The 13,599-nt window shown below is 45.1% G+C and carries 10 protein-coding genes; 7 read left to right on the top strand and 3 right to left on the bottom strand.

Annotation, left to right across the window (positions count from 1 at the left end):
- From W293_RS0115815 to W293_RS0115790, 6 genes are all read left to right on the top strand, one after another.
- Positions 1–568: IS630 family transposase (locus W293_RS0115815; RefSeq protein ID WP_156916403.1), on the top strand; the 568-nt coding region annotated here is incomplete at its 5' end.
- A gap of 103 nt (positions 569–671) precedes the next feature.
- On the top strand, positions 672–2,396 hold the full coding sequence (locus W293_RS0115810) for a TolC family protein (protein ID WP_025653354.1): 1,725 nt from the start codon (positions 672–674) through the stop codon (positions 2,394–2,396).
- Positions 2,397–2,526: 130 nt separating this feature from the next.
- Complete coding sequence (locus tag W293_RS0115805) at positions 2,527–3,390, top strand: YihY/virulence factor BrkB family protein (protein WP_025653353.1); 864 nt, start codon at positions 2,527–2,529, stop codon at positions 3,388–3,390.
- A gap of 63 nt (positions 3,391–3,453) precedes the next feature.
- On the top strand, positions 3,454–4,653 hold the full coding sequence (locus W293_RS0115800) for an HlyD family secretion protein (protein ID WP_025653352.1): 1,200 nt from the start codon (positions 3,454–3,456) through the stop codon (positions 4,651–4,653).
- Positions 4,654–4,656: 3 nt separating this feature from the next.
- Positions 4,657–5,967 (top strand): ABC transporter permease, encoded by a 1,311-nt coding sequence (locus tag W293_RS0115795; protein ID WP_025653351.1) that lies wholly within the window; start codon positions 4,657–4,659, stop codon positions 5,965–5,967.
- Positions 5,967–7,163 carry an ABC transporter permease gene (locus W293_RS0115790; RefSeq protein ID WP_025653350.1) on the top strand — a complete coding sequence of 399 codons (1,197 nt, stop codon included), beginning with the start codon at positions 5,967–5,969 and terminating at the stop codon, positions 7,161–7,163. Before W293_RS0115795 ends, W293_RS0115790 begins: the two co-directional genes overlap by 1 nt.
- 270 nt (positions 7,164–7,433) lie before the next feature.
- On the opposite strand, the gene sthA is transcribed toward W293_RS0115790, so the two are convergent.
- The 3 genes from sthA to W293_RS0115770 all read right to left on the bottom strand — a co-directional run bounded on the left by sthA (position 7,434) and on the right by W293_RS0115770 (position 10,577).
- On the bottom strand, positions 7,434–9,077 hold the full coding sequence (gene sthA / locus W293_RS0115785) for a Si-specific NAD(P)(+) transhydrogenase (protein WP_025653349.1): 1,644 nt from the start codon (positions 9,075–9,077) through the stop codon (positions 7,434–7,436).
- A gap of 78 nt (positions 9,078–9,155) precedes the next feature.
- Positions 9,156–9,563, bottom strand: coding sequence for a DUF4377 domain-containing protein (locus W293_RS0115780; protein ID WP_025653348.1), 408 nt, complete (start codon positions 9,561–9,563; stop codon positions 9,156–9,158).
- A 117-nt stretch (positions 9,564–9,680) separates the two neighbouring features.
- Positions 9,681–10,577 (bottom strand): pyruvate, water dikinase regulatory protein, encoded by an 897-nt coding sequence (locus W293_RS0115770; RefSeq protein ID WP_025653347.1) that lies wholly within the window; start codon positions 10,575–10,577, stop codon positions 9,681–9,683.
- 600 nt (positions 10,578–11,177) lie between these two features.
- Between W293_RS0115770 and ppsA the strand changes: the two genes are divergently transcribed.
- The gene (ppsA, locus tag W293_RS0115755) at positions 11,178–13,562 is read left to right on the top strand and encodes a phosphoenolpyruvate synthase (protein WP_025653345.1); all 2,385 of its coding nucleotides are present in this window, start codon (positions 11,178–11,180) and stop codon (positions 13,560–13,562) included.
- Positions 13,563–13,599 lie beyond the last annotated feature (37 nt).

Below are 13,599 nucleotides of genomic sequence, written 5' to 3'. Positions count from 1 at the left end.
ATCAGTCAAAAAAAAGACTTTAGAACATCCAAAAGCCTGTCCGATCAAAAGAGCGATATATCAGAATAAGCTTGAGCACTTTAAGCAGCAAGGCTACCCCATTGTATATATGGACGAAAGCGGCTTTGAGCACGAGACCATTCGCTCTCATGGCTATGCACCGATTGGTGAGCCTTGTATCGATAGCTACAACTGGCAAGGTAAAAGGCGAACCAACGTTATCGGTGCTCTATATGAAAAGATGCTGTTTGCCCTAGATTACTTTAAGCACAACATCAACAGCATCGTCTTCTATCACTGGTGCAAACACAAGCTAATCCCAAGTCTTAAAACCAAATGCGTGATTGTGATGGATAATGCCAGATTTCATAAGAGTAAGCGTATTCAAAAGCTACTGAATAGGCATGGTCATCGTATTCTATGGCTGCCGCCGTACAGCCCTGATTTGAACCCTATTGAGAAGAAATGGGCTCAGGTGAAGTTTCTACGCCAAGGCTGGATGGAAAACGACTTATCCAAATTGTTTTATGATGTTTGTCCTAACCATAACAATTTTATTTTGAGCTGACTATATAATAGCGTAACGACGCTATTGTGTGATCGATCAAAATGCTGAATATAGCGCGTTGTTTTAAAAAACTTTGCATTCTAATTAATGGCTTATGTGACTTATGAAATTTGCATTATCAACTCTGTCTACTGCTGTGATTACGGTTATGCTCATGGGGATGTCCGTCGCCACCTCGGTAAGCGCTAACGTGGATGACGTTGAGCCACAGAATGACGTGCCAGCAGTCACGGTAACCCAGATCGTTGACGCTGACAATCCATTGCAGACTGGCCATACGGCAGCCGTCCAGACCAATACCATCGCGCCAGCAGATAATAAATCTGTAGTCAATAACACTGCGACGACTATTCATAACCAAAGCATTGAGCTAAAAGGCATTGAGCAGAAAAGCAATTTAACCACACTGATAGATCCCATCACGCACAAAGCGGTTGATAATAGCTACCCTTTAGAAGTCTCTAGCTTTTTGAGTCTTGAGCAGGCGCAAAACATCTTATTACAAGTCTCGCCAAAGCTTGCGGCCAATGAAGCCGCTATTGCTGCCAGTCAATTTCAAACTGATGCCCTCAAGACCATAGACAACCCATTGGTGTTCGCCCGCGTATCTGCCAGTGCCTACCATGTAGAAGAAGACATTGATTTATCATCGCTCAAAAACGGCATCGTCAATGAGATCAATAATGGCGTCGATGACGTTATCCCCGCTCCGCCAACCACAGATTTGCCAAATTTTGGTGAATTGGTCGGTGAACGCCTCCCAAATTCTTATGATTTTAATCGTTCAGGCTCAACGACGGGCGCAGGTATTGGCGTTGTTTGGCCTATTTATACTGCTGGGCGGACAACAGCGTTAACAGGCGCGTCCGATGCCCGCACCCAAGAAGCGGTCGCAGATAGCCTACTCGATAAGAACGAGCTTTATAACACCTTGATTGAGCGCTATTTTAAGGCGCAGCTCGCCATCATTGCCGCCTACTTGCGTGAAGATGCTTATGATACCTTGCAGCAGACCGACCATATGGCGCAGCGCCTGTTTGAAGAAGGTTTTATCTCACGTGTGGATCGCCTAGAAGCGCAGTCTGCCTTAGCCGATGCCAAAAGCGAATCCGTCAATGCCAATAACGATGCTCGCCTTGCGATGATTGCTTTGCAGCGGCTATTGCGTACCGACTATCGTATCAAACCGACGACGCCTTTGTTTGTTTCCAGTCGCCCCCTACCTGATGTGAGCTACTTCCAAGACTTGGCACTTAGCAATCATCCGGGGTTACAAAAAGTCGCCGCCAAACGCGCACAGGCTCAGCAACTGCATGCGCTATCAGATACCGGTTACAAGCCGACCGTCATGCTATACGGCTACGGACAAGTCGAAAAAGATCCCAGTTGGGTCGCTGGTATTTCTGCCACTTGGAAGCTATGGGGCGGACTCGATAAAACAGCATCATTGGCATCAAGCAATGCACAAATACGCCAAGCAGATCTTTCTGAAATTGAAGTCAGTGACAATCTACTACTGCTGGTCGAAAAAAACTGGCACGATGTCAATAATGCCCAGTCACGTTATCAGGCATTACAGAGCAATGTTGACTTGGCAGCAGAAGTATTGCGCTTGCGTCAGTTAGGTCTTCAAGAAGGCGTAAATACAACGGTTGACGTGGTGCAAGCACAAACCCAGTCTCTCAAAGCACGAACTGAACAAGCTCAGGCAGCCAACAGTTATGTGCAAGCGCTTGCTGCCCTTATGCAAAGTTGCGGGACGCCACTGGCCTTTAACGCCTATCTTAATGCAGCAGATATTCAGTTACCTACCTTATATAGTGAATAATAATCTCGTGTGATGAGTAATAGAGCGTTTTGATAAGCGCTTATGCTGATGATGATTAAATGGATAATGGCTATATTGTTACTGACCTTACGATACTACTAACCCTAGCTCTACTGTGAATAAGCGTTTTATGAAAAAACTGACTTTTAAAGTAACCCATTGGCTACCGCACTTGCTTCAAACATGGCGTATAGCAAACAATTCTAATGTTTGGGCACATTGCGCGAACGTAGGATTTTTTGGTTTTTTATCTATTTTTCCAGCAATGGCCGTGTTTGTACTGCTTTATGGTCTCGCTTTTTCACCTGTTGAGATGCAAGAGCAGATTTCACTTTTACGTCCGTTTATCCCTGAGTCTGTCTATGAGATTCTTAATTCACGCTTAAGCGAGCTGGCTTCGAACACCGCATCCAAACTGACTTTTGGTTTGATTGTATCGACGCTACTAGCCCTGTATGCAGGCTCCAAAGGCATAAAATCCTTAATTATCCTGGTTAATATTGCCTTTCATATCACTCAAGAGCGCAGCTTTATACAGGGCACCATTCGAGCACTTAGTTTAACCTTTGCTGCCGTTGTGGTCTTGATTATAGCCATCTCCTCTATCGCTATTATTCCTTTGGCGGCGGCTTATTTTCCTTTTCCGCAAATCGCTAAGACCATTGCGCTTTGGAGTAGATGGCCGATATTGGCTAGTATTATATTCTTAAGCTTCTTAAGCCTATATCGTTTTGCGCCAAACCGTGACGCCGTAGCGCTAAAAAATCTAGTGCCAGGCGCTGCCTTAGCTACCGTTCTCTGGATTCTATTGTCTGTGTTATTTTCGATTTATGTGCAAAATTTTAATAACTATAGCGCTGAATTTGGTGCACTTTCAGCAGCGGTAGTCATTATGCTGTGGCTTTATTACTCAGCATTTATTGTCGCTTTTGGTGCTATTTTTAATTTTGAAACCATAGAAAACGCCAAGCCTTATGCTATTCGAGTGTACTAGGTCAAAACGACTTTACCCTACCCTTTTCACTCTCAACTTTATTGCTTTAGGAATCTCACTGTCATGACTGAATTTCCAAACGAATCAGACGACTCACGCAAATCAACTGGTTCGACTGATGAGTCAACGCTGTCTCATAATGATCAGCCGTCAGTCGATTCTGCAGAAGACATACCTGACGTGGAACCAGAACAGGCAACGCCTACTTATCGTGATAATCCTAAATCTGACAAGTCGGCCATGATAAAAAAGGCGTTGCTTGCCTTATTCGTGCTGATTGCCTTAGGCGTTATCGCTTATGGTTTGTATAAAAGTAACCAAAGCAGCGAACCTGACATCATTACCCTACAAGGGCAAATGCAAATGCAGCAAACCTCCATCGCTGCAAAAGTACCAGGGCGTATCGCTCAGATTATGGTCACTGAAGGGGATGAGGTGACGGTTGGCCAGCAATTGATTGAGATGGATTCGCCTGAGATTAATGCAAAGATTAATCAGGCTGAGGCTGGTAAGCAGATGGCACAAAGTCAGCTGGACAAAGCCGAAAATGGCGCACGTCCGCAAGAGATTGCCCAAGCAAAGGCGGCGTGGCAAGCCAATAAAGCGGCCTCTGACTTGGCAGAAAATACCTATCAGCGTGTCAATCGCCTTTATGAAGAAGGTCTCATGGCAAGACAAAAGCGCGATGAAGCTTATGCCCAGTATCTTGCAACCCAAGATCAAACCGAGGCCGCACGTTTGCAGTACGACTTGGCAATGGAAGGTGCGCGCAGTGAAGACAAATCTGCCGCTAGCGCCCAAGTGGCGCAAGTCGATGCTCAGTTAGATGAGGCACTGGCTGCAAAAAAAGAAGCCAACTTAAAAAGCCCGATTGCTGGTATCGTGGATAACGTAATAGTCAGTGCCGGTGAAGTTATTGGTCAAGGTGTACCGCTATTAACGTTGGTCAATACCAACGATCAATGGGTGGTACTGAATGTCACTGAAACCTATTTGAACCAGTTTGCCATTGGTCAGCAATTTACCGGTACTATTCCCGCATTATCATCAGCGGACAAGCCTTACAGCAAACAGTTTACTGTCTATGCAACGTCTACATTGTCTGACTTTGCAACGTGGCGACCCACCAATAATGATGATGGCTTTGATGTACGTACCTTTGAGGTCAAGGCGCGACCGAGCAAACCTGATGCGCGGATTCGTTCGGGAATGAGTGTCATCGTCCGTATCAATCCAACCGCTGCCAATCAGAGCCAAGAGTAAGCCATGCGTAAAGCTCAGCTCAGGGATGCTTTTGTACGTAGTGCCGTGTACGAGCGGCGATTTTTAGCCAAAAATCCTTGGGATTTTGCCATGGTGATTTGGATACCCTTGGTCACGGTGCTGCTGATTTGGTGGATTTTTTCGCAAACGCAAATTACCAACTTGCCGATTGGGGTAATTGATCAAGACAATAGCCCGATTGCCAATACCGCTGTGCGCTACCTTGAGGCCAGTCCTGATATCACTGTCAGACAACTTTATCACTCGCCCGCCGCTGCTGAAGCGGCAATCCTGCAACGAGATATTTATGCAGTCGTGATTATCCCTGAGGATTTTTCGCGTAATATTTTGTCTAGCAAACCAGCACCGCTGATTTTACAAGTAAATGCCCAGTATGGTACACACTCGGGTATCATTCAAAAAAGCGTTCAGTCTGTCGCTGGTACCTTATCTGCTGGCGTTGAGATACAGCGGTTGGTTAAACAAGGCATGGCACCCTCGCAAGCGGCGATTGCTTACTCACCAATCAGTATTCAGCGCATCAGTTTGTTTAATGCGGCAACCGATTATCAGCAGTTCTTAGCCTCCACCGTGATTCCTGCGCTGCTTCATATTTTGGCGATGGTTATTGGCGCAACGACGATTGGACGCGAGTTGCGGGATAGACGCATCGGACGCTGGTACACTTTTATTGATACCGGTCGACCCGATTTGACGGCACTCGTAGACAGTGACACAGTCTCTACACTAGACCATAAGCAAAGCCGTAGCGATGCAACCAAACCATTAGCAGCGATCAAAAAAACTCAGCAAGTGAGTATTGCCGTCCTAGTATTTGGCTTATTAGGCAAATATTTTTGGCCGATGTTGGCTTACAGTATTTGGTCCGCATTGGCGCTATGGCTCGCCACGCCGCAACAAGCGGTCGCTCTCGCTTCAATTATTGTCACTTATATCGGTCTAGTATTACTGATGATGCTGTCATTTTGGCTGGGAGCCATATTTACCTTAGGCTCATTTTCGTTGCGCATGGGCTTGTCATCTACAGGCTTTATTTCGGCACCTTCTTACGCTTTTGCAGGCGTCACTTTTCCTTATATCGCCATTAGTGATAGCGCCCAGCACTGGTCAAATGCCCTACCGCTCACCCATTATTTAAAACTACATATCGCCCAATTACAGATGAACGCCCCTGTTGCCATATCGCTGCCAATCATTTACGGACTAACACTAGCGACCATTATTGCTATGGGTCTGACTGCTGTGTTAAGCAAACGCGCACTGGCACATCCTGAACGTTGGGGAGCACGCTAATGTCATCATTACCGAAAAACAAGCCACTAAAGACGCCTGCGCAATCAGCCACGTTGTCATCGTCACAGAGCTTCTTGGGCAGTTTTTTACAGACTCTCAAAGACATCTTTACCGATAAAGGCGTGGTTTTGATGTTGATTATCGCCCCTATTATTTATGGCTTCTTTTATCCATGGCCGTATTCCACTGAAGTAGTCAATCACGTACCCGTTGGTATTATCGATAAAGACAATAGCAACTTATCTCGGACAATTGTCCGTTATGCGAGTGCCAGCCCGCAATTAAATACCCAGCGCTTTGTCAATGAGCAAGATGCCATTGAGGCCATATGGTCGGATCAAATCGCCGGTTACATGGTTATACCCAGTGGCCTTGAACAGCAAGTGCTATCGGGTAAAGCGGCTAGCGTGAGCGTACTGGGTAATGGTGGTTATTTTATTTTAAATAAAAACGTACAGTTAGGATTTTTAAAAGCGGTCAGTACAGTATCCGCTGGCATTGAAGTGAAAAAAAACGTGGCAAAAGGCGCGTATTCGCCTACCGCTGCCAAAAACACCCAAGCCGTACCGCTACAGATTATTCCTTTATATAACCAAACCGAAGGTTATGGTGCTTACGTAGTGCCAGCGGTATCCATTATTATCTTGCAGCAGACGTTACTCATGGCCACTGCGATGCTGATCGGTACTTGGTATGAGCAGCGCCGCCACAGGACTACGATACGCGGCTGGCTTGGACGTATTGCTGCGCTCAGCACGCTAAGCTTTATCATCGGCTGCTTTTATTATGGCTGGGCGTTTGAGCTACATCATTATGCACGCGGACAAAACATGGCTGGCAGTTTGTTATTCTTGCTATTATTTTGTCCGACCGTCGCGACGCTTGGCTGCTTGCTCGGACTATGGTTCCGGCAACGTGAGCGCAGTTTGCAAATTTTAATCTTTAGCTCGCTACCGTTATTTTTTATCAGTGGCTATCCTTGGCCTGCCGACCAACTACCAGAAATACTGCAGTTTGTACGTTGGTTGATACCGACTACCCCCGCTATCAATACCTCTGTGCAGCTTAATCAAATGGGCGCGAGTATCGCTCAAGTCGCTATGAGCTTTTATGCGCTGGCAGGCTTGTGGGCATTTTACTTTGCATTACTGCTGCTATTTCGCTGGCGCACCTCACAAAAAATAAGTGCCTTATAGCTTTATACAGTCAAAATATCCTAAAAACACAACGGTATTGCTGATATCAATTTTTTGCAGCCTCTGTCTGCGCAGGCACAGCAAGCAAGAAAAATGGATATCAGCAATGCATCATGTATCGATATTATCTGCACTATTTTCCTTGTTTGACTGCAACTTACCTCATTTTTATCACCATTTCTAAAATGAGGACACGCCCTAACACATAAAAAAAGCGCCTACATTATAGTTAGGCGCTTTCTTACTTATGAACTCAGTCTTTATTACCGCTTAGAAAACGCGGTTAAGACCATTGAGTGCCGCGACGCGATAAGCCTCTGCCATCGTTGGATAGTTAAAGGTCGTATTAACGAAATACTCAAGAGTATTATTACATTTCATGACCGCCTGCCCAATATGGATAATCTCTGAGGCATGGTTGCCGTAGCAATGAATCCCCAATATCTCAAGGGTCTCACGGTGGAATAGTATCTTTAATACGCCTGTGCGCTCACCGATGATCTGAGCACGGGCTAGATGCTTAAAGAAAGCCTGTCCTACTTCATAAGGGACTTGCTCATCCGTTAGCTCCTGCTCGGTCTTACCGATACTAGAGATTTCTGGAATGGTATAAATACCAGTAGGGACGCTCGAGACTGGCTCTGCGTCACTATCACCAACCATAAAGGCTGCCGCACAGCGACCTTGGTCATAAGCGGCAGAAGCCAGAGATGGCCAGCCAATCACATCGCCAGCGGCATAGATATTTTCGATATCAGTACGGTAGGTATCATCCACTTTTAGCTGACCACGACTATTGGCTTCTAAGCCGATAGCTTCTAAGTTTAAGCCTTCCGTATTCCCTGAGCGACCATTGGACCAAAGGATCGCATCAGACTTGATTTTCTTACCACTTTTTAAGTGCAAAATGACACAATCATCGTGAGTTTCAAGATGATCGATCTCTTCGTTGTTGCGAATCAGAACGCCAAATTGTCTAAAGTCATGCGCTAGCGCATCACTGATTTCACTGTCTAAGTAGCTGAGTAGCTTGCTCTGATTGTTGATCAAGTCGACTTTATAGCCCAGACCAGTAAAGATAGAGGCGTACTCACAGCCAATGACCCCAGCACCATAGATGATGATTTTTTTGACCACATAATCCATTTGCAGGATTTTATCTGAGTCAAAAACGCGCGGATGATTGAAGTCTAAAATCTCTGGCCGATAAGGACGGCTACCGACCGTAATAATGGCTTTATTAAAAGTAACGGTTTCAAAGATATTTTCATCGAGTTCGACACGGATGGTATGTGCGTCGGTAAAGCTTGCCCAGCCATGAATCACTTCAATCTGATTGCGCTCATAAAAGCGGGTATGGGTACTGACTTGATTGCGTATCACTTTGCGGGCGTTGGCAAGCACCTTATTTAGCGGTACTTGGTGATACTCCATCGCTTTGGTAAACATCGGATCACGGCGAAAGTTAATCAAGTTAAATACCGATTGGCGTAAGGCTTTACTCGGAATCGTGCCGACATGAGTAGAGTTGCCCCCGACTTGCTCACGTGGATCGATGACTACAACTTTTTTGCCTGATTTAGCAAGCTTCATGGCAGCCGCTTCACCAGCGGGACCTGCGCCCAATACCACCGCATCATATTCAAACTGATGCTTATCACCCTTGATACGCTCAGAGTCTTTGGTAAAGCCTGACTTTACATCAATACGAGTATCATCTAGCGGGTTGACTAAGTCAGGATGGTGCATGATGTCATCGTTGACTTGCTCATGCGTTTGTTCGATTTTTTCTTTTTTGTTTTGCCCTTCTGTGCGTTCAGGCGTCGGCGCTGTGCCGCTCTCTTTATTAGACACTTCAGTATGAATGTCTTCACCGATATCATTGGTAGCGTCGTTTGGTTTTTTGCTTCCCATCGTGTCCTCTTTATTTCTTTATTTATCTGTCTTTAGGCTATGAGTGAATCACTGCTTAGATGAGCCATGGTCATGCTGCTAAGGAGTGCCCACCATACGTTGTGATAGGATGTTTTGCAATGTCCAATGCCCTGTCAAGCTTTGCTTGCCTTCATCTATTTGTGGACGCACGCTAATCACATACTCAGTGCCAAGGCTTGGTTTAAAATCATCGATCCAATCATAAGGAATCTGAAACACGCTACCATCTTTGCTCGATTTAGCCAGCAGGCACTGCATCGGTAAGGCCGAAGCACATGCCACACGATTTGGCATCACGGTAAGCGTTTGCGCTTCACCTAACACGATAGTTGGAATATAACGTGGCTCAGGTACCGGCTCGCGTGCAAATGGTGACGTCTGACAAGCACTAAGCAAAGTAGCCGCGCTTAACAACAGGCTAGTAAGTAATAAAGGTGTCTTTCTAGACTTATAAGGTGAACTCATAATATTCTCTATATGATAAAGGCATGGTTTTAAGTGAAATGGTTTTAGATGAGACTGTCATATATAAAGTGGTACAAATTTTTTTGGTCAACGCTGACGTATGACCAGCCGCTAGCGTTAGCCAATACGGCGTTTAAGACCCGTCATCTGTAAGATACGCGTGGCAATCTCTTCCACCGACATCTCTGAGACATCTAGGCTCGGAATACCGTGAGTAATATAAATCCCTTGTATCGCCCGTTGCTCTTGCTGGCACTGCTGATAGCTTGAGTAACGACTACCAGCACGGCGCTCTTGACGAATTTTGACCAAACGATCGGTATCAATAAGCAGACCGAACAATTTGTCTTTGTGCTCACGCAATGCTTTTGGCAATTGGTTGTCATACAAGTCATCTTCGGTCAACGGATAATTGGCCGCACGGATACCGAATTGTAAGGCTAAGTATAATGACGTTGGGGTTTTACCCGAGCGTGACACGCCCACCAAAATGATGTCAGCAGCATTATAATGACGCGTACGTGCGCCATCATCATTATCCAAGGCAAAATGAACCGCGTCGATACGTTCTTTATAAGTCTCAGAGTCGACATCATCGTGTGCATGACCTGAATGTCCGTCTGGCTCTACCCCAGTCTCTTCAGCGACACGCCCAATCAAACCCTCATACATGTCTAGATTACAGCTGGTTGCTGAGTTAATTTTTTCGCGAATCTCAGGGCTGACAATGGTATCGAACACCAAAGGCAGCACACCATCGCGCTGATAAGCCATGTTGATTTGCTCAACGGCATCTTCAGCCCGCTCTAAGCTATCAACATAGGGCAGCACGCGGGTCTCAAAAGGCACTGAAGCAAACTGACTTAAAATAGCGCGTCCAAGGGTCTCAGCCGTAATAGCCGTACCATCAGAGATAAAAAACGCACTTCTTATGGTTTGTGAATTGTCTAAGTTTAACGCATCATGATTTTGAATCGTGGGCTTATCTTGTTCGGATAGATTGCTCGAGTACATAACTTTAACACCTCTTTAACACCTCGGTTAAAACCCTAATAGTGGCCTAGAGTTAGCTTGTCGCTTTTTGCTCGTCTTTTAATCAATATTACTATTTTAATTATTTGTTAGGTTATTTATGCAAGTCATTGCACGCTTCATTATACGCATAATAGCGGCTCAATAGAAATCAATGTTGTCGGCAAACAGTGACACACCCGCGCCTTTACGGTCTGTATTGCGCTGCATGATTTTATTCATCGACTATATAAAACCTAACTTTATATTTTATGGATTGTGTTTTATATTTTATAGATTGTGTCTTATATATAGGTATGAAAAATATAAGTATGAAAACGGTAAAAGCGATTTTGGCCAGCATTTACTCATTTTTAGACATTTAAATAACCATAATGACACCCTGCTATGCTAGTAATATTAAAATTTTAGAGGGATCTCAAAAATAAAATACTCAGGCGGCTGCCATAAATTATGTAGCAATCCCGACAATTTGTATCTTTTTGACGAATTTTTTGGTTCAAGGTCTCGAAATTCTTTAAATATAGGGGTATAATCGACCGTTATAATCTTTACTAAATAACCTTATTTTCTGGAGTTATCATGGCAGCGCAATCTACAGCACTTGTAATCAATCTTGATCAGCTAGGAAAAGACGACATTGAGATGGTCGGTGGCAAGAATGCCTCGCTTGGCGAGATGATCAGCCATTTATCTGATTTGGGTGTCAGCGTTCCAGGCGGCTTTGCCACCACATCAAATGCGTTCAATCGCTTTTTGACAGAAACAGGCTTACTTGACAAAATCAATAGCGAGCTAAAAACATTAGATGTGAATGATGTGAATAAGCTGGCTGCTACGGGTAAAAAAATCCGTACGTGGATTATTGAGCAAGAGCTGCCAAGCGATCTAGAGCAAGAAGTGCGTCAGTCATTCGAAACCATGAGTGGCGGCGAAGACATCGCCGTTGCTGTACGTTCTTCTGCGACTGCCGAAGATTTGCCAGATGCCTCATTTGCCGGTCAGCAAGAGACTTTTTTAAACATTCGCGGCATTGATAACGTCCTAATCGCGATTAAAGAAGTTTTTGCGTCTCTTTATAACGACCGTGCTATCTCTTATCGCGTGCACAAAGGCTTTGAGCATGAAGGCGTCGCTCTATCTGCTGCTGTACAACGCATGGTACGTTCAGAAACTGGCGCCGCTGGTGTGATGTTCACCCTAGATACCGAGAGTGGCTTTGATCAAGTCGTCTTTATCACTTCAAGCTATGGCCTAGGTGAAATGGTCGTACAGGGTGCGGTGAACCCAGATGAATTCTATATCTCTAAGAAATTGCTAGCCAATGGCAAGCCTTCGGTTATTCGCCGTAACCTAGGCAGCAAACATAAGAAAATGATCTATGGTGACGAAGGCAGCACGACTAAATCTGTCAAAACCGTCGATGTCGAAAAACAAGATCGTATGCAGTTCTCATTATCTACCGAAGAGCTGACCTCACTTGCCAAGCAAGCAATGACCATTGAAAAGCATTATGGTCAAGCAATGGACATCGAATGGGCCAAAGATGGCGATACCAATGAAATCTTTATCGTTCAAGCCCGTCCAGAAACCGTAAAAAGCCGCCAAGACAGCAATGTCATGGAACGCTATATCATTAATACAACTGATGCAAAAATCTTGTGTGAAGGCCGCTCAATTGGTCAACGCATTGGTGCGGGCAAAGTACGTATCGTTAGCAACTTAAATGAGATGGACAAAGTCCAAGATGGCGATGTCTTAGTTTCAGATATGACTGATCCTGATTGGGAACCAGTCATGAAGCGTGCCTCTGCCATCATCACCAACCGTGGTGGTCGTACTTGTCACGCCGCTATTATTGCGCGTGAGCTTGGTGTTCCAGCTATCGTTGGTTGTGGTAATGCCACTGAACTGTTGGTTGATGGTCAAGACGTCACCGTTTCTTGTGCTGAGGGTGACACCGGCTTTATCTACGAGAGTCAGATTGATTTTGAAATACAGACCAACTCTGTTGAATCTATGCCAGAGCTTGCCTTTAAGATTATGATGAACGTTGGTAACCCAGATCGCGCCTTCTCTTTCACCCAAATGCCGAACGAAGGTATTGGTCTTGCACGTCTAGAATTCATCATCAACCGTATGATTGGTGTGCATCCAAAAGCCTTGCTAAATATGAACAGCTTGCCACGTGAAATATCACAAGCAATCAATGAGCGTATCGCAGGTTATGCCTCACCAGTTGATTTCTATGTTGATAAATTGGTCGAAGGCATCTCAACGCTAGCTGTAGCATTTATGGATCAGCCCGTTATCGTTCGTATGTCAGATTTTAAGTCAAACGAATACGCTAACTTGTTGGGTGGTAAGTTATACGAGCCATCAGAAGAAAACCCAATGCTTGGTTTCCGTGGTGCTAGCCGCTACGTCTCTGACAACTTCCGCGATTGCTTTGAGCTTGAGTGTAAAGCCCTTAAGCGCGTACGTGACGAGATGGGTCTGACCCACGTCGAGATTATGATTCCATTCGTGCGTACCGTTGATGAAGCCGCTCAAGTGATTGAGTTGCTCGAGAAAAATGGTCTGAAACGTGGTGAAAACGGTCTACGCATTATCATGATGTGTGAGCTACCAACCAACGCGCTATTGGCAGAAGAGTTCTTAGAACACTTCGATGGTTTCTCAATCGGCTCAAACGATTTGACCCAGTTAACGCTTGGTCTTGACCGTGACTCAGGTATCGTCTCGCATCTATTTGATGAGCGTGACCCTGCTGTTAAGAAACTACTGTCTATGGCGATTGATGCTTGCCGCAAAGCTGATAAGTATATCGGTATCTGCGGTCAAGGCCCATCAGACCATCCAGATCTTGCGTTCTGGCTCATGGAGCAAGGTATCAGCTCAGTGTCATTGAACCCTGATTCAGTATTAGATACGTGGTTCTTCTTAGCTGGTGAAGAAGCAAAGTAAGCCGTAACTTAAGTCACAGCGGTAATTCACACAGTCA

The organism is Psychrobacter sp. TB67, assembly GCF_000511065.1.
GTDB lineage: Bacteria > Pseudomonadota > Gammaproteobacteria > Pseudomonadales > Moraxellaceae > Psychrobacter > Psychrobacter okhotskensis.
This window is presented reverse-complemented; position numbering and strand designations above follow the sequence as displayed.